18 protein-coding genes and 1 riboswitch are annotated in these 19673 nt (G+C 50.2%); of the genes, 7 read left to right on the forward strand and 11 right to left on the reverse strand.

The window, feature by feature from the left end; translation table 11 throughout:
* Positions 1-373 precede the first annotated feature (373 nt).
* The 5 genes from hemG to C9I98_RS23780 form a co-directional block, all read right to left on the reverse strand.
* Positions 374-898, reverse strand: coding sequence for a menaquinone-dependent protoporphyrinogen IX dehydrogenase (gene hemG, locus C9I98_RS23760; RefSeq protein WP_036828504.1), 525 nt, complete (start codon positions 896-898; stop codon positions 374-376).
* A 19-nt stretch (positions 899-917) separates the two neighbouring features.
* Positions 918-2375 carry a TrkH family potassium uptake protein gene (locus tag C9I98_RS23765; protein ID WP_107272551.1) on the reverse strand — a complete coding sequence of 486 codons (1458 nt, stop codon included), beginning with the start codon at positions 2373-2375 and terminating at the stop codon, positions 918-920.
* 49 nt (positions 2376-2424) lie between these two features.
* Entirely contained in the window at positions 2425-3048 is a 624-nt protein-coding gene (locus C9I98_RS23770; protein ID WP_036823767.1) for a YigZ family protein, read from the reverse strand.
* A gap of 124 nt (positions 3049-3172) precedes the next feature.
* Complete coding sequence (locus C9I98_RS23775; RefSeq protein WP_036823772.1) at positions 3173-3664, reverse strand: hypothetical protein; 492 nt, start codon at positions 3662-3664, stop codon at positions 3173-3175.
* 1 nt (position 3665) lies between these two features.
* Entirely contained in the window at positions 3666-5546 is a 1881-nt protein-coding gene (locus C9I98_RS23780; RefSeq protein ID WP_211318345.1) for a S8 family serine peptidase, read from the reverse strand.
* 357 nt (positions 5547-5903) lie between these two features.
* Between C9I98_RS23780 and fadB the strand changes: the two genes are divergently transcribed.
* The 3 genes from fadB to acuI all read left to right on the forward strand — a co-directional run bounded on the left by fadB (position 5904) and on the right by acuI (position 10404).
* Entirely contained in the window at positions 5904-8066 is a 2163-nt protein-coding gene (gene fadB, locus C9I98_RS23785) for a fatty acid oxidation complex subunit alpha FadB (RefSeq protein WP_036829691.1), read from the forward strand.
* A gap of 27 nt (positions 8067-8093) precedes the next feature.
* Entirely contained in the window at positions 8094-9260 is a 1167-nt protein-coding gene (fadA, locus tag C9I98_RS23790) for an acetyl-CoA C-acyltransferase FadA (protein WP_036829690.1), read from the forward strand.
* Positions 9261-9423: 163 nt separating this feature from the next.
* A complete protein-coding gene (acuI, locus tag C9I98_RS23795; protein ID WP_107272552.1) occupies positions 9424-10404 on the forward strand; it encodes an acrylyl-CoA reductase (NADPH) in 981 nt (326 codons plus the stop codon).
* An 81-nt stretch (positions 10405-10485) separates the two neighbouring features.
* Here the strand turns inward: acuI and C9I98_RS23800 are convergent, their stop codons facing one another.
* Positions 10486-11427, reverse strand: coding sequence for a LysR family transcriptional regulator (locus C9I98_RS23800; protein ID WP_107272553.1), 942 nt, complete (start codon positions 11425-11427; stop codon positions 10486-10488).
* 124 nt (positions 11428-11551) lie between these two features.
* Positions 11552-11737 carry a hypothetical protein gene (locus tag C9I98_RS23805; RefSeq protein ID WP_107272554.1) on the reverse strand — a complete coding sequence of 62 codons (186 nt, stop codon included), beginning with the start codon at positions 11735-11737 and terminating at the stop codon, positions 11552-11554.
* A gap of 140 nt (positions 11738-11877) precedes the next feature.
* Here C9I98_RS23805 and tusA point away from each other — a divergent pair, with 140 nt between their 5' ends.
* A complete protein-coding gene (gene tusA, locus C9I98_RS23810; RefSeq protein ID WP_036831863.1) occupies positions 11878-12126 on the forward strand; it encodes a sulfurtransferase TusA in 249 nt (82 codons plus the stop codon).
* A gap of 61 nt (positions 12127-12187) precedes the next feature.
* Here the strand turns inward: tusA and C9I98_RS23815 are convergent, their stop codons facing one another.
* The 3 genes from C9I98_RS23815 to C9I98_RS23825 all read right to left on the reverse strand — a co-directional run bounded on the left by C9I98_RS23815 (position 12188) and on the right by C9I98_RS23825 (position 14131).
* Entirely contained in the window at positions 12188-12436 is a 249-nt protein-coding gene (locus C9I98_RS23815; RefSeq protein WP_036831861.1) for a hypothetical protein, read from the reverse strand.
* 167 nt (positions 12437-12603) lie between these two features.
* Complete coding sequence (locus C9I98_RS23820) at positions 12604-13161, reverse strand: TMEM165/GDT1 family protein (RefSeq protein WP_036831865.1); 558 nt, start codon at positions 13159-13161, stop codon at positions 12604-12606.
* Between the two features lie 92 nt (positions 13162-13253).
* Positions 13254-13354, reverse strand: a riboswitch (yybP-ykoY riboswitch).
* Between the two features lie 87 nt (positions 13355-13441).
* Positions 13442-14131: a YiaD family glycine zipper/OmpA-like lipoprotein gene (locus tag C9I98_RS23825; protein ID WP_036831858.1), complete on the reverse strand. Its 690-nt coding sequence runs from the start codon at positions 14129-14131 to the stop codon at positions 13442-13444.
* A gap of 282 nt (positions 14132-14413) precedes the next feature.
* Here C9I98_RS23825 and glyQ point away from each other — a divergent pair, with 282 nt between their 5' ends.
* From glyQ to C9I98_RS23840, 3 genes are all read left to right on the forward strand, one after another.
* Positions 14414-15325 carry a glycine--tRNA ligase subunit alpha gene (gene glyQ, locus C9I98_RS23830; RefSeq protein ID WP_036831856.1) on the forward strand — a complete coding sequence of 304 codons (912 nt, stop codon included), beginning with the start codon at positions 14414-14416 and terminating at the stop codon, positions 15323-15325.
* 9 nt (positions 15326-15334) lie between these two features.
* Complete coding sequence (gene glyS, locus C9I98_RS23835; protein ID WP_036831854.1) at positions 15335-17404, forward strand: glycine--tRNA ligase subunit beta; 2070 nt, start codon at positions 15335-15337, stop codon at positions 17402-17404.
* Between the two features lie 361 nt (positions 17405-17765).
* Positions 17766-19031 (forward strand): valine--pyruvate transaminase, encoded by a 1266-nt coding sequence (locus tag C9I98_RS23840; protein ID WP_036831853.1) that lies wholly within the window; start codon positions 17766-17768, stop codon positions 19029-19031.
* 122 nt (positions 19032-19153) lie between these two features.
* On the opposite strand, the gene ibpA is transcribed toward C9I98_RS23840, so the two are convergent.
* Complete coding sequence (gene ibpA / locus C9I98_RS23845) at positions 19154-19594, reverse strand: small heat shock chaperone IbpA (protein WP_036831847.1); 441 nt, start codon at positions 19592-19594, stop codon at positions 19154-19156.
* Positions 19595-19673 lie beyond the last annotated feature (79 nt).

Consider the following 19673-nt stretch of genomic DNA (forward strand, 5'->3'; position numbering starts at 1 on the left):
CCGCCAGCGTTCAATCTGAGCCATGATCAAACTCTTCAATTAAAGTTTTGTTGCATCTAAGATGCGGCTCAATGAATACTGTTAATCCATTACCGAAGTAATGAATGAATTGACTGTGCCGAATCTTGCGATTCGATTTGGTCACTCAGTTTCATTGATAAATCTATTGACTATCATTTCACGAGTGCCCACACAGATTGCATGGTCAAATTGTTAAAGAACAATCCGATACGTTGCTGGCTAAGTTGCCGTGCTCCGTGTCGGTGAGGTGGCATTATAGAGACTTCGATCACGTTGGCAAGGGGTAAATCATAAAAAAATCACCAAAAACGGCCTTTCGAACACTTTTTAAGCCAAAGCCATAAAAAACAGGCTAAAAAGCCTTAAATTCTTCCGCAAACAATGCCACTTTCGGCCAATCAGTGTATTCCACCTCTTTACTAGTATCAGTTTCCCCCCCGGTGATTCGCATAATGAACCGAATCATGACACGGTCAAACCAGGTATAGCGCGGATAACGTAGTGCCCCCGCAAAAACAGCCTGTAGTTTAGGTTGCCAAGGTGACTTTTTAAGGAACTTCTTCATATACGCACTTGTTTCTGGCGTATTCTTACCTTCTTTACGCGCTGTAAGATTGACACAAAAGAAACCGACCTTGTGTTTTTTAAGCGAAGTAAGGTTATGGTCAATAAATTCGTATAGCTTTTTATTTAGGTGGCCATACCTAACCGACGCTCCGATTAAGATGCGCCCATATTGTGCAAAGTCGATTTGAGGAAGCTGATTTAAGTCCACTAACTCGCACTGGTACTCCTCACCCAATGTTTTTTCAATATGGCGCATAATTTTGATGGTTTGCCCATCACTGCTTGAATGAAGAAGAAGTACTTTTTCCACGACATTTCCTTATCTGAAATTAACTACGCCAAAACGTAGGCGTAAATAGCACCAGCAAAGTAAAGACTTCCAAACGCCCGAATAGCATTGAAATAATCAGTACCCATTTCGCTGGGTCATTGATCTCACCAAAATGAACAGCAACCTCGCCCAAACCTGGGCCAAGGTTATTCAAGGTGGCGGCAACGGCTGAAAATGCCGTTAACTCATCAAGTCCGGTGGCAATAAGTGCCAACATACAAATAACAAACACCAGTGCATATGCTGAAAAGAACCCCCACACCGCATCGACAACTCGCTGTGGCAGTGCCTTATTACCAACCTTGATCGTATACACCGCTCGAGGGTGCACCAGCCGCTTTAGCTCCCTGACCCCTTGAAGAAATAGCAATAAAATACGAATCACCTTGATGCCACCTCCGGTCGACCCCGCACAGCCGCCAACAAAAGATGAAAACAACAGCAAAACAGGCAAGAACAGTGGCCACTCCGCAAAACTGGTCGTCGTAAAGCCAGCCGTTGTCGAGATAGATACCGTTTGGAACAGGGCCTGATCAAACGCATCATAATAGGAGTCGTAAGAATGGTGTTTTAATAATAAGCCAAAGCAAATTGCCAGTAGAATTGCCTGAATAGCCAAAAAGGCCCGAAACTCTGGATCACGCCAGTATGTTCTTAGGTGGATACCACCATTGGCAAAGGCGGCAAAATGAAGAGAAAAGTTACAGGCCGATATCAATAGGAACACAACAGTGATCATATTTATCGTCGGACTATCGAAATACCCCATGCTGGCATCATGGGTTGAGAATCCACCTATCGCTACCGTGGAAAAGCTATGTGAAATAGCATCGAATATTGACATCCCCGCAAGCCAAAATGCCGCGGCGCAGCTTAAGGTCAATGCCAAATAGATATACCATAAAGTTTTGGCTGTTTCGGCAATTCGAGGGGTCATCTTGCTGTCTTTCACCGGGCCTGGAATTTCAGCACGGTAAAGCTGCATACCACCGATCCCGAGTACCGGTAAAATTGCTACAGCCAAGACGATGATCCCCATACCACCAAACCATTGCAGCAACTGGCGATAAAACAAAATCGCCTTGGGTAGATGGTCAAGGCCAACTATGACCGTCGCTCCGGTTGTGGTAAGCGCCGAGAAAGATTCAAAGAAAGAATCGGTCATAGAAAGATCTGGCGTTTTGGCCAAAATAAACGGTACAGCACCTGCACTACCAATTACCGTCCAAAACAGCACAACAATCAAGAAGCCGTCACGGGCTTTTAATTCTCGCCGATAATGACGGTTTGGCACCCATAATAGTGCGCCACCGGCAAACAGCAGGAAGAAAGTTACGACAAAAGGGAAACCTGCACCATCTCTATATATAAGTGCAACCAAAGCAGGTGCCAGCATAGTGACACTAAAAAGTGCGAGCAGTAGCCCGACTATCCTAATAATGGAACGAAATTGCATGGCCTTGCTTGGCTCTCATCCTTAAATAAATAATATTGCGATACGGCATTTAAACCGTTTTAGGGGCTGCGACAACCTGCCCACCACTTCGGTTGGTCAACTTGGCACAAAACTCAGCCACCAAGCGGGTGTCTAGCTCTATGGTCATATCGACTCGATTGCCATAGTCAGCCTCAATTTGGCGCCCTGTATATTCAGCTAATAGCGATTCCACCAGCGATACCTGATTATACTCGCAGCTTAGGGCCAGCACTGAAGTTATTATCTTTTCTTTGGTGTGCAACACAGTAAGTGCCTGTTGCACACCACCGCCATAAGCCTTGACCAAACCGCCGGTACCCAGCTTGATCCCACCAGAGTAACGGGTGACAACAGCGGTGATTTCACCAACGCCACAGCCTGTCAGCTGTGCCAATATAGGCTTACCGGCCGTCCCCGATGGCTCACCATCATCACTAAACCCCCACTGCATTGAATCTTCAGGTCGACCGGCAACAAACGCCCAGCAGTTATGCCTCGCATCCGAGTGCTTTTCTTTTATTTGCTGAACAAACGCCTTAGCGGCTTCAACATTAGGCGTGTGCGCTAGATAAGTAATAAAGCGGCTTTTCTTTATTTCTTCCTCAAAGCTCGCCCCGGCGGCTGGGATCAAATACGGTTCAGATGCTGTCATGGCACGCTATGCTGCAGTGATTGTGGGTAATCTGGCAGGATATCACAGATACTTGCTCTTGATCTCAAATCCCCCTACAGAAAAAGGAGGCTTTAGCCTCCTTTTTGTTTATCGCACCTGTCATTTACTGTGGTCGATTAATATTCCCGACCAACTCCAATTGCAGCTGCTGGATACGGCTATCATTTTCTAAACTTGCCAACATAGGAAGCAAATCTTTTTGCTGCCCTGTAGTACGGACAAAGGCAGTACCCGAACGTTCATAGACCAACTCCAGCTGGAGCTCCCTAAACAAATCCATTGAACTCACCTCAGGGGAAAGGCGCAAAAATAGCCCCCCAGTAACTTCTACTGGCCCCTCGGCTGATCCGTTCGCTAACAACGTATCACCAATAAAAAGCTGTCCTCCAGTGACCATAGGCGCTACCCGCTTGCTACGCTTGCCCGAAATCACTGGTTGTAGCTTGCTGTATGGCTGGCCACCAAGCACCAGGCTCCCTACCGGCTGCCACTGAATTACCGAATCAGAAGGTAATGGCGGTAATGGTTCAATAGCGGCTATGGCATTCAACGAAACTGACAACGCCAGCGCACTAATACATATACGAAGCATCATGTTACCCCCCTTGATGACCGAAGAAACGAATATCCCAAGATTTCAACACGCCGTCTTGGGCATTATTTACTTGTGGAATAGAAAAGATGTTCGCTGAATCGAAGTATGCAATCCAACTGCTACTCTCGCTGTTGGTATCCCTGACAACTAATCGCCACTGCCCTTTAGCCGATTCGCCGTAAAAATGATGGGATAGCAACAGTTGTTGGTCAAAGCCAGTAACAGAGTTATCGAGCGACTGGCTCACCAAACCGGTACGCGGGGAAAGCAGAACACTGCGAGTACCAGCCGGTGAAATTAATTCAACCGCCAAATCATGCAATCGCAGATGATCAACATCGAGCTTGACTTGCACAGCCTCTACAACAAAATCCTCGCTTTGTTGGAAATGACTATCAACCCCAAGCAAGTTAGCATCGGGGATCTGGCTATCAACAGTTTTATGTGTCCAATCAGTTATCATCAACGGGGGAAGCGGCTGAGCATAATGCAATGCCATCATGACTGCATCGTCGATATTGACCCGGCCAAAGCCATAGAAACTATTAAATTCATAACCGGCAGCATTGGTCTGCCAGCCCGGTATCGCATCATACTCGACCAACTGGCCGGTTGAATCGATAAACGATAACGCAGCTCCCGAATGCTGTGGATCGGTCTTGGTCGCCGTAGAGGCCAAAATGTGTTTAACGTCTCGCCAATTAAGTGCGGGATTGGCCGACATCAAAAGTGCCACCGCACCGGAAGTATTCGGTGCCGCCGAAGAAGTGCCGTTCATTGTCCCCATGAAATCGCAATTTGGATCGAGTTCATGGCCGCCATGGAGCACATTGCCGCTATCGCCAATCACATTATTCCCGGCATCACACCCCGACAAGTCCGTTGTTACCATCGCAGGTTTATCGATGCCATACTCGCCACCAGGGGCAGAGACAAAAACATTGGCACCGACACTGCTATACGAAGACAAGCCACCATCAGCATTCAACGCAGACACCACCAAATTCCAATAGTTGGCATTGGTAGGCGTCAGGTTGCTATCTTGCATTGGCAAACCGTTATTTGCCGGTCCAGAACGGTTACTATCGAAGTAGTCCCCCGGCAAAACAAAGGCCGCGCCAAGAGAGGCCCCCAGCCAGCCATAAAAATAGTTGTAGCTATTCCCCGCTGACTTCACAAACAAACTACCGCGCCCTTGGTGCGAGGTCTGAGTTACCTCGGCATAGACTTGCTCTTCCAGTGCTTGCTTGGGTTGAGATAAGTCGTACTTCACCGGGTAAATCGTGCTGTAGCCATAACTTTGGTTAAATACCCGGCTATCTTGGGTGTTTTCAGCCGCACCATGGGACATCAACCACCCTTCGATAGATTGGTTGAGCAACCAGTTAAACCCCTTCAAACCCGCTTTTGGCGCAACACCACGACCACCGATGGCATTCCAGCCTACCGCAGCAGCAATCCCAGCAACGGCAGTACCATGGTTATCGGTTGGGTTGTCGGGTGTAGGATCGTTATCATTATTAACGAGATCCCATGAGCCCGGGCGGATATTGGCAGCCAGATCCGGATGGTCCAATTCCAAACCGTCGTCAATGATAGCAACATTGATTCCGACACCATGGATACCCAGCAAATGGGTAAGCCATAGGTTCATGTCCTGGCCAGGGGTACCTGCTGATTTTGCAAAGGCCGCTTGCCCAGTATTACGCAAATGCCATTGTTGAGAAAAAAGCGGATCACCGGGGGGCAAATCAGGCACCCAGCTCCAGTCGACATCAGGTGTTGCTGCTGATGGTGGCTTAACCATCATGACCGCCTGGCTACTTATGGGCAATAACGCCATCGCCAATGCCACAGACAGCCCTGTTAGCTTTGTCTTCATATTTATCGATCCTTCGATGAATAATGCCGCAGCAACGTACTACGGCATTACCATTTACAGGCGAGAAACATCAAAAGACTAGTTTTGCCAAACGTGTCTTGAGCAGCTTTAGAAGCATTTCCCAACTTCTCAATGCTATTCTTGAAAAAAGAGCCATATCCAGCCGACACAGCCTCCATTCATCAATTGCACCCACGCTTAAAGTTAACAATCAACATCAAAAGTTAAACAATTGTTTAAACTTTTTATTGTAATAGTTGCAGAACAGGTTCAGACTATTATTTAACCTGGCGACAGGTCAAACCAGTTAAATCAAAATTCGGCAAAGACCGGAATTCGAATTCACGGAGATAGAACATGATTTACCAAGGTGAAACCCTATCCGTTCGCTATCTGGAAGATGGCATCGCGGAGCTGAACCTCGATGCTCCAGGCTCAATCAATAAGTTTGATATCAAAACGCTGGAGAGCTTCAACGAGGCCCTGAATGCGCTATACCATCAAACCGATCTTAAAGGCCTGCTTCTTACCTCCAATAAAGAAGCATTTATTGTCGGTGCTGATATTACCGAGTTTCTTGGCTTATTTGCCAAGCCTGCAGCTGAACTATCGCAGTGGGTTGCCCACGCCAATGACATCTTCAACAAGCTCGAAGATCTGCCTGTTCCTACACTGTCTGCGATCAATGGCCACGCGCTAGGCGGTGGCTGTGAGTGCGTATTGGCAACGGATTTTCGCCTGGCAGACAATACGGCTCGTATCGGCCTACCTGAAACCAAGCTGGGTATCATGCCCGGCTTCGGCGGTACAGTACGCTTGCCACGCCTGATCGGTGCCGATTCTGCCATGGAGATCATCACAGCGGGTAAAGATAAGAAAGCCGCCGATGCCCTCAAGCTTGGCCTCGTCGATGCCATCGTCGAGCCAGCTAACTTGAAGTCCGCAGCCATCACCATGCTCAAGGAGGCCATTGCCGGCAAGCTAAATTGGCAGTCTCGACGTGAACAGAAAAAGGCGCCGCTCCAGCTCAATAAAATCGAATCAACAATGAGCTTCACCATTGCCAAGGGCATGGTGGCAAAGGCAGCTGGCCCACACTACCCAGCCCCTATTACCGCCGTTAAAACGATAGAGGAGGCGGCTCGTAGCCATCGCGATGAAGCGCTGGCTATTGAAAACAAGCACTTTGTGACCCTTGCCAAAACCGAGGTTGCCCAAGCACTGGTCGGCATTTTCCTTAACGACCAGTACATCAAAGCCAAGGCGAAAAAAGCAGTGAAGTCCGGCAAACCAACAGAAAAAGGCATGGTGCTGGGTGCCGGGATAATGGGAGGCGGTATCGCCTACCAGTCATCGCTAAAAGGCGTTCCTGTCTTGATGAAAGACATCGCTGAGGCATCGCTGGATCTGGGCATGGGCGAAGCAACAAAACTGCTCAACAAGCAGCTTGAGCGCGGCCGTATCGATGGCTTCAAAATGGCGAAGGTGCTGAGCGGGATCACCCCTAGCCTGCATTACGCCGGTGCCGATAGCGTCGATGTGGTTGTCGAAGCCGTGGTCGAAAACCCAAAAATCAAAGCTGCGGTACTGAGCGAAGTTGAGCAACAGGTCGGTGAACACACGGTGATCACCTCCAATACCTCGACAATCCCTATCAACCTCTTGGCCAGCTCACTGAAACGCCCAGAAAACTTCTGCGGCATGCACTTCTTCAACCCGGTACACCGTATGCCGCTGGTAGAGATTATCCGCGGCGAAAAGACATCTGACGAAACCATTGATCGTGTTGTGGCCTACGCGGCCCAAATGGGCAAGTCGCCGATTGTGGTCAACGACTGCCCGGGCTTCTTTGTCAACCGTGTGCTATTCCCATACTTTGCCGGCTTTAGCATGCTACTTCGCGATGGTGCCAATTTCGAATACATCGACAAAATCATGGAAAAACAATTCGGTTGGCCGATGGGACCTGCCTACCTGTTGGATGTTGTCGGAATTGATACGGCACACCACGCCCAAGCCGTCATGGCCGAAGGCTTCCCTGAGCGCATGGGCAAGGACTACAAAGATGCTGTCGATGTGATGTTCGAAGCAGAGCGCTATGGTCAGAAGAACGGCAAAGGCTTCTTCAGCTATTCCATCGATCGCAAGGGCAAGCCCAAGAAGTCGATTGATCCAGATGTCGCGGCACTTATCGCCCCCGTGGCAAGCAACCCGCAGCAATACGATGACGAGACAATCATCGCCCGCATGATGGTACCGATGATCAACGAGGTTGTCCGTTGCTTAGAGGAAGATATCATCGCAAGCCCAGCAGATGCCGATATGGCGCTGGTATACGGCCTTGGGTTCCCTCCTTTCCGTGGCGGGGTATTCCGTTACCTCGATACCATTGGCTTGGCAAATTACGTCGCCCTTGCAGACTCGATAGCCCACCTTGGCGCAGTCTACCAAGTACCGCAGGGACTCCGTGAAAAAGCGGCCAAGGGCGAAACCTACTACCCGGCACCAACCAACGCCTAACCACGACTTAAGGATGAGGAACAGAAAATGAATAATGTAGTGATTGTTGATTGTATCCGTACCCCGATGGGTCGTTCGAAAGGCGGCGCCTTCAGGCATACCCGTGCAGAAGATCTCTCGGCGCACCTGATGAAGGGGCTGCTTGCCCGCAACCCTCAGGTGGATCCGTCCAGTATCGAAGATATCTACTGGGGGTGTGTCCAGCAGACGTTGGAACAAGGCTTCAATGTCGGCCGTAATGCCGCTCTCTTAGCGGGTATTCCCCACACGGTAGGCGCGACAACCGTAAACCGTTTGTGCGGCTCTTCAATGCAAGCCCTGCATGATGCCGCCCGCACGATCATGGTGGGTGATGCTGATACCTGTATTATCGGTGGCGTCGAGCACATGGGGCATGTACCAATGATCCATGGGGTCGATTTTCATCCCGGCCTATCCAAGTCGGTGGCAAAGGCCGCCGGCATGATGGGGCTCACCGCAGAAATGCTAGGCAGAATGCATGGGATCAGCCGCGAGATGCAAGATTCCTTTGCCGCCCGCTCCCACCAGCGAGCCCATGCTGCAACGGTCGAAGGCCGATTCAAAAATGAAATCTATGCCACGGAAGGCCATGATGAAAGCGGTATCCTGACCACCTTCGATTACGACGAAGTGATCCGCCCGGAAACCACAGTCGAAGGGCTATCGGCATTGCGTCCGGTGTTTGACCCGGCCAATGGTACTGTCACCGCAGGTACCTCGTCGGCCCTATCAGATGGTGCTTCGGCCATGTTGGTGATGAGTGAAGAGAAAGCCAAATCGCTCGGCCTGACCATTAGAGCCCGTGTTAAATCCATGGCGATTGCCGGATGCGACCCTTCAATCATGGGCTATGGCCCAGTTCCTGCCAGCCAGAAGGCGCTTAAGCGTGCAGGGTTGAGCATGGAAGATATTGGCCTGGTCGAGCTCAACGAAGCCTTCGCGGCACAGTCATTGCCATGCGCCAAGGATCTAGGGCTACTCGAGTGCGTCGATGACAAAGTGAACCTTAACGGCGGTGCTATCGCCCTCGGCCACCCGCTGGGCTGCTCTGGATCGCGTATTTCCACCACGCTGATCAACCTCATGGAGCACCATGATACCCAATTCGGTCTTGCGACCATGTGTATTGGCCTTGGTCAAGGGATAGCGACAGTGTTCGAACGGGTTGAATAACCTCACAAAACCCGCTTCGGCGGGTTTTTTATTATCGATAAGGCCCTAAAGCCAAGCTATGTATGTGATGCATACATAAAATGACAAAGTTTCATTTTATTCATAGTGATATCAAGACTACACTCACCCCATCAAAGACGCTTTTTTAAATCGGAGCACAGCTATGTTTAAGGCACTGGTTCTAAACCAAGAAGAGAAAAAAACTATCGCAAGTATCGACCAAATCGACGAATCACAATTGCCTGAAGGCGAAGTGCTGATCGATGTGGACTACTCTTCCCTAAACTACAAAGATGGCTTGGCCATCACGGGCAAAGGACGTATTGTTCGCCAATTCCCGATGGTGCCGGGTATCGACCTAACGGGCACCGTTGCTGAGTCTTCCGATGATCGTTACCAGCCTGGTGACAAAGTGGTTCTAACCGGTTGGGGTGTGGGCGAAGGCCACTGGGGCGGTATGGCAGAAAAAGCCCGCCTGAAAGCCGACTGGCTTGTCCCGCTTCCAGCGAACCTTGACGGCAAGCAAACCATGATGATTGGCACCGCCGGTATCACTGCCATGCTATGCGTGCAGGCACTGGTCGATGCTGGTGTGAAGCCCGAATCAGGTGAAATTTTGGTTACCGGCGCCAGTGGCGGTGTTGGCTCGGTTGCCGTAACGCTATTGGCCCAGCTTGGCTACACCGTGGCAGCCGTGACTGGCCGCGCATCAGAAAATGGCGAATTGCTTAAATCTTTGGGTGCAAGCCGCATTGTAGAGCGCAGCGAACTTGAAGAACCTGCCCGCCCGCTAGAGAAGCAGCTATGGGCTGGCGCGGTAGATACGGTTGGCAGCAAGGTATTGGCCAAAGTGCTTGCTCAGGTCGATTACGACGGTGCGGTTGCCGCTTGTGGCCTGGCTGGCGGTTTCGATCTACCCACCACCGTCATGCCGTTCATTCTTCGCAATGTAAAACTGCTGGGCATCGATTCGGTAATGTGCCCGTTCGAGAAACGCCAGCAGGCGTGGCAGAAGCTGGGTGAACTACTACCAGCAAGCTTTTTCGAGCAAGCTTGCCGCGAAGTTAGCCTAGAAGAAGTCGCAGACTGTGCCGAAGCAATCACCAATGGCCAAATCACTGGCCGCGTGGTGATTAAGCTATAAAACCCCCTGTTTTAGCTAATCGAAGCCGGCAGTTTTACTGTCGGCTTTTTCATTGCTATCAATGCAACGCCACTTTCTAGGCTATACAAACCCCATATCCCGGATACGCTTATCAATCAGCTTGCTGCACTCTTCCTTAATCAAATTACGTAACCAAATTTGTGATGCCGAATGCTCGCATCGCTGGTGCCAAATCAATGAATAGTCGAATGGCTTGAGCTCAAACGGCAAAGGCTTGATCACCAAATCTAACTTATCCGCCACCAAATACGCCAAGTCAGCCGGTACGGTGATGATCAGCGGCATGGTGTCAACCACAGCCAGCGCCGCCTCAAGGTGATATGCCCGCAATACCATTTTACGCTGCGGATAATCGCGCAAGGCATCGTCAATCAACGCCTTCACCCCATCACTGATCGCTATCATGGCGTGGGGATAATTGAGGTAATCATCCAGCGTAAGCGTTTTATCCGCCAAGGGGTGATGCTTCGACAACATGCAAAATACGCTAACAAGCCCGAGGTGATCGCTACATAGCGGATCAACCGGGCCTATCGGCCGGCAGATCGCCATATCACAACCATCGGTTGTCAGCTGGGTCATCAAATGATCATGCTGCAGCGGCGCAAACTCCAACGACAGCTTGGGGGCTTCGCTGTAGATACGCGGCAAGGCGAATGGCAAGATGGTTTGCATCGCGTAATCGGTAGTGGCGATAACAAAGTGCTGCTCGCACTCCTGGGGGCGGAAGTCGTTGGGCGTCAGCAAGGTACGCATCGCCTCGAGCGGCTCATTGAGCTGCTCATTCAATTCCAGTGCCCGCTGCGTCGGCAGCAGCCGCTGCCCCTGGCGGGTGAAAAGCGGATCACCAATCAGATCCCGCAAGCGCCCCAGTACGCGGCTCATCGCCGACTGGCTAAGGCTCAAACGCACCGCAGCTTTGCTGACGCTGCCTTCTTCTAACAACACTTTCAGTGCCACCAGCAGATTCAAGTCACGGCGATAAACTTCTTCGAGCTCCATAACCCACCTTTTTTTATCGAGACAATGGATATTATGTCGCGCCAGATAAAAAAAATCCCGCTATAAAAGCGGGGAAGCCCAAGAAAACTGGGGGAGTGTAGTCGATGTCTAAGCGAATAATGCCCTATTGATTATTTTCTTCTTCAAGCTCTGGCGAGTTCGTCAGTTCAAACCAAAGGCCAAGGGCGGCGGCGATCAGCCCGCCGAGTGCAAACACACTCATTTCATTCGGGTTGCGCATAACAAGAGAGCAAAAAGTGATAAAGCACAACACACAGTAAATGGTTAATCGATCCATCTGAGTCAACATATCTATCCCTCCTAATCCTTTAGAAGATAAAGTTAATGACTTGTTAAATAAGTTACACGTTTTAATCCTATTTGCCAACCCTTATTGATTAATTCTTCTTCATCGGTATCATCAGCACCTTAAGAACAAGGTGTAGAACGATGACTGCAATATTTGAAAACCCAACTCATAGCTTGGAAGCAGAAGGACTTCGCTGCCCAGAACCTGTCATGATGGTACGTAAGACAGTAAGAAAAATGGCGGAGGGCGATACCCTGCTTGTTATCGCTGATGATCCTTCGACAACCCGTGATATTCCGAGCTTTTGCCGCTTTATGGATCACACCCTTGTCGCCGCCGAAACAGATAGCCTGCCATACCGCTACCTGATCAAAAAAGGCACCGATTAAAAAAGGCAGCTCAATTGAGCTGCCTTTTTCATTGTTCATGGTCGAATCGCGGTTATGCAGCTCACTGGCTGTCATGCAGTTGTTGATGGGCTTTCTCTAAATCTTGACGCAGTTTGCGGATTTCTTTTTTCATTGGTGTCACATAACGCAAGCGCACCAAAGCATCGACCGAAAGATAAGTGGTAATAATCGCGCCTACCACCATGGGTAACCACATATCTGTCAGCACCATTCCCAAGATATTCAACGCCAATGCGGTATTAAATAACCAGAATTGGCTTTGCGGTGAAATTGCAAGAAAACGTTCCATAACCCCTCCTAACAACCGTTCATCGGCACTGGTTTCACCTTATCATGCGGGTAATATCCACACTGCAACTAAGGTCACACTTTGCTAGGCTACACCGTTGCGAGCACCAGAAATACCGCGAGATGTTTCACATGAAACATCACGCCAATCATGTGCGAGCAGACCAATTACAAGCCCAATCCCGCAACCACCGCAAGGCCGATAAACAAGGCGGCGGTTATCTTGCGGATCAACCCCAACGGCATCTTATCGGCTGATAACTTGCCAATCAGTACCACTGGTACATTGGCCAGTAGCATACCTACGGTCGTACCTAGCACGACCAACCAGAGTGCATCACTGTACTTGGCCCCCAGCATGGTGGTTGCAACTTGGGTCTTGTCGCCGATTTCGGCAATAAAGAAGGCGATAAAGCTGGCAATGAACGGCCCCCGGTTAGAGATCTGCTCATCGTCATCGAGCTTATCCGGGATCAAAATCCATCCGGCCATGGCCACAAAGCTCACCACCAATACCCACTTCAAAACATCCGGCGTCAGGTAATCTGCCACAACAACACCGAGCCAGGCCGCCAATGCATGGTTGGCAATGGTGGCGAAAAAGATAGCCAAGATAATAGGAATGGGCTTGCGGTAGCGGCTTGCCAACAATAGCGATAATAATTGGGTCTTATCGCCAATTTCAGCCAGGGCAACGGTAGTAATAGAAACAGCTAAAACGCTCACAGGGTGCTCTTGGGGGCGAGGATATTTATTTTTACCATAGACAAACAGGCACGCCCCACCCCGGTTCATGCTGGTTTGCCAATGGTCTCGCTAAACTCACTAGTAGGATTGCGTGAGTCATAAACGCCATGAAGATTTTGCTTCAATTATGTTGACGTTTATCTCGTTGGGACGAGAAGCTACTCCCCAAAGGAGCGTGAATTCTAACCAGCTTTACCACAGGGATCAACCGATAAAAAAAGAGCCTTTCGGCTCTTTCTTTATCGTCAGCACTGAGCGATTACGATGTTGGGCTCAAGACGATCTCAACACGGCGGTTCTCGGCACGGCCTTGTTCAGACGAGTTTGAGGCAATTGGGTGTGCCTCGCCCATGCCCTTGGTAATAATACGGTTACCGGCAACCCCATCGCGAACCAGCTGGTTGGTCACCTCGCTCGCTCGTACTTGCGACAGGCGCAGGTTGTACGACTCCGAACCGGTGCTATCAGTGAAGCCGTAAACATTGAGCATGGTTTTGTCATACTCTTTGGCAACGATAGCAACGTTGTACAAGGCTTTCTTGGCTCGGGTGCTCAGGTCGGTTTGGTCGACACCAAAAGTAATTTCATTCGGCATGTTTAGCACAATATTGTCGCCATCTCGGGTTACGCTGATCCCCGTTGATTGCAATTGCTTACGCAGCTCAGCTTCTTGCACATCCATGTAGTAACCAATACCGCCGCCAAGCGCTGCGCCTGAAGCCGCGCCAATTAGCGCCCCCTTGCCACGGTCGCTCTTGCTTGATGAGGCAACCCCAATCGCCGCACCAGTAACAGCACCAATCAGTGCTCCGCTGGTCGCCTTGGCCGTTTGCTCCTCGCCCGTGTATGGGTTGGTCGTTGAACAGCCTGTTGCGACAACAGCGACAGCCGTTGCCATTGCTAAATTGCGTGCCCATTTGCCAGAGCGGCGTGAAATACTCAAATCCATCTTATCATCCCTATGTCTCGGCTTAGCGCCGATGTCGTTGTGGCGCATCGAAATGATGCGGTATTTAGAGGCTATATTGTAGCGCTGGGAAATTTGCCGTTATCAGAACAATGTAAAATTGCCCCATTGAGCTTGAACACCTTTCCCCCCTTCCAACTAATTTAAGCAAAATCATTAAAGATGACCAAAAAACATGCACAAGAGCTACTAGCGTAATGGCTGTCGGGGTATACTGGATAGTTACGAAATTTCTATTAATCCATTAATCACGCGAAGCTGACAATGCAGAAATACGATATTAAAACCTTTCAGGGCATGATCCTCGCGCTGCAGGATTACTGGGGCCAGCAAGGTTGTACTATTGTGCAACCTTTGGACATGGAAGTAGGTGCAGGTACCTCTCACCCAATGACATGTCTACGAGCTCTAGGTCCAGAACCTATTGCAGCAGCGTATGTACAACCATCTCGTCGACCAACTGATGGCCGCTACGGTGAAAACCCTAACCGCCTTCAGCACTACTACCAGTTCCAGGTGATCATCAAGCCATCACCAGACAACATTCAGGAACTGTACCTAGGCTCGGTAGAAGCGCTGGGTATCGACACCCAAATCCACGACATTCGTTTCGTTGAAGATAACTGGGAAAACCCAACTCTGGGTGCCTGGGGTCTTGGCTGGGAAGTTTGGCTAAACGGCATGGAAGTGACTCAGTTCACTTACTTCCAGCAGGTTGGCGGCCTTGAGTGTAAGCCTGTAACGGGTGAAATCACTTACGGTATCGAGCGTCTGGCAATGTACATCCAGGGCGTAGACTCTGTATACGATCTTGTTTGGACTGATGGCCCGCTAGGTAAAGTAACCTATGGTGACATTTTCCACCAAAACGAAGTTGAGCAGTCTACTTACAACTTCGAGCACGCCGACGTTGATTTCCTATTCACCTTCTTCGACCAGTGCGAGAAAGAGTGTCAGGAGCTACTAGCACTTGAGAAGCCACTGCCGCTTCCTGCTTATGAGCGTATCCTGAAAGCAGGCCATGCTTTCAACTTACTTGATGCCCGTAAGGCTGTCTCGGTTACCGAGCGCCAGCGTTACATCCTGCGTATTCGCAACCTAACCAAGCAAGTTGCCGAAGCTTACTACGCATCCCGTGAAGCACTTGGCTTCCCTATGTGCAAAACCAACAAGTAAGGATCTGGCATGAGCGAAAAGAATTTCCTTATCGAACTGGGCACCGAAGAGCTGCCACCAAAAGCATTACGCACACTGGCAGAAGCATTTGCATCCAACTTCGAAGCTGAGCTAACCGCAGCCGATCTTGCGCACCAAGGTGTGGAATGGTTTGCTGCCCCTCGCCGTCTGGCACTTAAAGTAACCGCAATGGCCGAAGGCCAAGCCGACAAAGTCGTTGAAAAGCGTGGCCCTGCAGTCACTGCGGCTTTTGACGCCGAAGGCAACCCAACCAAGGCTGCACAAGGTTGGGCGCGCGGTAACGGTATCAGCGTTGAGCAGGCTGAACGCCTAAAAACAGACAAGGGCGAATGGTTGCTGTACAAGCAAGAAGTCAAGGGCAAGCCGGCCCAAGAGCTACTTAGCACACTGGCAGCCAATGCCCTTGCCAAGTTGCCTATTCCAAAGCCAATGCGCTGGGGTGACAAAGACACCCAATTTATCCGCCCGGTTAAAACGCTGACCATGCTTCTGGGTGACGAGCTGATCCCGGGAACCATCCTGGGTGTGGACTCAGGCCGTATTATCCGCGGTCACCGCTTCATGGGTGAAGCTGAATTCACCATCGACAATGCCGACCAATACCCTGCTATCTTGGAAGAGCGCGGCAAGGTAATGGCTGACTACGAAGCACGTAAAGCTATCATCCTTGCTGACGCGAAAAAAGCCGCGGAAGAAGTGGGTGGTATCGCTGACTTGGAAGACGAGCTGGTTGAAGAAGTGACCTCTTTGGTTGAGTGGCCGGTTGTCCTAACCGCCTCTTTCGAAGAAGACTTCCTAAACGTCCCTTCTGAAGCCTTGGTTTACACCATGAAGGGCGACCAGAAGTACTTCCCGGTTTACGACGCCGAAGGCAACCTAGTGCCTAAGTTCATCTTCGTATCGAACATCGTGTCTAAAGACCCACGCCAGATCATCGAAGGTAACGAGAAAGTTGTCCGCCCTCGCCTTGCCGATGCGGAGTTCTTCTTTAACACCGACCGCAAGCGTCCATTAATTGATCGCCTGCCTGAGCTGGAAAGCGCAATCTTCCAGAAGCAACTAGGTACTATCAAAGACAAGACGGATCGCATCACCGAGCTTGCTGGCTACATTGCCGACAAGATCAATGCCGATGTCGACAACGCTAAGCGTGCTGGTTTGCTGGCCAAGTGTGACCTAATGACATCAATGGTATTCGAATTTACCGATACCCAGGGTGTTATGGGCATGCACTATGCGCGCCACGACGGTGAAGCCGAAGAAGTGGCACTGGCGCTTAACGAGCAGTACATGCCTCGCTTTGCCGGTGACGAGCTACCAAGCACGGGTGTGTCTGCCGCCGTTGCGATGGCAGACAAGCTAGATACCCTAGTGGGTATCTTTGGCATCGGCCAGGCACCGAAAGGCAGCGATCCATTTGCGCTACGCCGTGCCGCCCTGGGTGTGCTTCGTATCATCGTCGAAAAAGGTTACGATCTTGACCTTACCGATCTTATCGCTAAGGCGCGTACCCTGTTTGGTGACAAGCTGACTAACGACAATGTCGAAGCCGATGTTATCGACTTCATGCTTGGCCGCTTCCGTGCTTGGTACCAAGACGAAGGCCACAGCGTTGATGTTATCCAGGCAGTGCTTGCACGCCGTCCAACCCAGCCTGCAGACTTTGACAAGCGTGTTAAAGCAGTGAGCCACTTCCGCTCACTCGACGCGGCTGAGTCGTTGGCAGCAGCCAACAAGCGTGTGGGTAACATCCTGGCTAAGTTCGATGGCGAGCTACCTGCTGCGATCGATAACAACCTGCTGGTCGAAGATGCTGAGAAAGCCTTGGCTGAAAAAGTTGAAGCAATGGTTGCGACCCTTGCGCCTGTTTTTGCCGAAGGCGACTACCAGCAAGCTCTATCAGAACTTGCCACCCTGCGCGACAATGTCGATGCCTTCTTCGACAACGTGATGGTTATGGCAGACGACGAGCAGCTAAAAGTGAACCGTCTAACGATGCTTAACCAGCTTCGTAACGAGTTCCTAAAAGTAGCTGATATTTCTGTTCTGCAGAAGTAACCACTGCTAGCACCAACCCATATCAAAACCCCGGCCTGCCGGGGTTTTTTCTTATCTAACTCCCGTGCTATACCTTAGCCAAACAACCAAGCTATTCACCTCAGCCACGTTGCCGCCACCAACAAACTCGAGCCCTGTTTCATGTGAAACATCGGCGAGTTTCATTCAGTCAATTCCCTACAGCAGTTCCCTAACATTAGCCCACTGCCACCACTGTGTTTCACGTGAAACCTCCAACCAGTATTCGCCTATAGTTTAAAGGTTCCCCTAGACGAATCATTAAGGTATGTTGAAGGAAAGCACAACATAACCACTACCAATTCGCAAAAAACAAAATTGAAGTCCGAGGCAAGAAGTAAAGATGGAGTTTTCTACATTCGGTGACAAGTTCGCCCGCTACTCAGGTATCACCCAATTGATGGATGATCTAAATGATGGCCTACGCAACCCCGATGCAATTATGCTCGGTGGTGGCAACCCGGCGCAGATCCCAGAAATGGTTGAGTATTTTAACCGCCTCACCCAACAAATGGCGGCTAGCGGCGAACTCACCCAGGCCCTCACCAATTATGATGGGCCACAGGGTAAGAATATCTTTATCAATGCCCTCGCCGATATGCTCAAGGCACAATACGGCTGGGACATCAGTGCTAAGAATATTGCGCTGACCAATGGCAGCCAAAGCGCCTTCTTTAATTTATTCAACCTGCTTGCCGGTGAATGCCCGGGAGGTAACAAGAAGAAAATCTTGTTGCCTTTGGCACCCGAGTACATTGGCTATGGTGACTCAGGGTTAAGTGACGATATGTTCATTTCGTACCGGCCGGAAATCAGCCTGCTGGACAACGGGATGTTCAAATACCACATCGACTTCAACCAATTGACTGTTGATGACACCGTGGGGGCAATTTGTGCCTCAAGACCAACCAACCCAACGGGCAATGTACTAACCGATGACGAGATCGCCCACCTCGATGAACTCGCGCGCGAGCATAATATCCCGCTAATTATCGACAACGCCTACGGTATCCCGTTCCCGGATATCATCTTTGAGGATGTCACCCCGGTTTGGAATGACAATACTATCCTGTGCATGAGCCTATCTAAGCTTGGCTTGCCGGGCGCACGTTGCGGTATCGTCGTCGCCAGCGAGGAAATTGCCACTGCCGTTGCCAATATGAATGGCGTGTTGAGTTTGGCTCCGGGCAGTATCGGCCCCGCCCTTGCGCACAAGATGATTGAGCAACATGATCTATTGCGCCTAAGCGAAGACGTCATTAAGCCGTTTTACCTGCGTAAGTCTCAGCATGCGGTAGAGCTGCTGCAGCAAGCCATTACCGATACACGTTTTCGTATCCACAAGCCAGAAGGTGCCATGTTCCTTTGGTTATGGTTTAAGGACTTGCCAATCAGCACCATGGAATTATACCAACGGTTAAAGGCACGGGGCGTGTTGATCGTGCCGGGCGAGTACTTCTTTATTGGATTGCAAGATGACTGGCAGCACGGCCATGAATGCCTGCGAATGAACTACGTGCAAGACGACGAAGTTATGCAGCGCGGTATTGCCATCATCGCTGAAGAAGTCGCGAAAGCTTACGGTGAACACAAGCACGCGCAGCCCTAGCCTATTCAGGATATTAAATTGTTCCACGTGAAACAGGCAACCGGATAGCACCAATACAACAAAGGCCAGCATTGCTGGCCTTTCACTTATCTATCCGTTATCACGCGCACTGGCGGGAAGGCTTACTCACCTTCTAGCAGACGGCTACCATTGATTGCGATTTTGCGTGGCTTTTGCTCTTCGGGGATCTCGCGTTCAAGATCGATATGAAGCAAGCCATTTTCCATCTCGGCACCAACCACTTTGACATAGTCAGCAAGCTGGAACTTACGCTCGAAATCACGCTCAGCAATACCTTGGTATAGGTACTGGCGTGCGTCGCCTTCATGCTGCTCGCGTGTACCGCGTACAATCAGCTTGTTTTGCTGCTGGGTAATATCAAGCTGGGCTTCGGAAAAACCGGCGACTGCCATGGTGATACGGTAGTGGTTGTCGTCTTGCTGTTCGATATTGTACGGAGGGTAACCGGCATTGGCATTAGAAACATTCTTCTCCATCTGGTTGAACAGACGATCAAAGCCAATTGCAGAACGGTATAGAGGAGTGAAATCTAGGTTTCGCATAAATCATATCCTTCTTAGGAAGCAATAAAATAATCTAATTGTGATGAAGCGGCTTTCCACTATTGGACAAGACCATCGC

This window comes from Photobacterium sanctipauli (assembly GCF_003026495.1).
GTDB classification, from domain to species: Bacteria; Pseudomonadota; Gammaproteobacteria; order Enterobacterales; family Vibrionaceae; genus Photobacterium; species Photobacterium sanctipauli.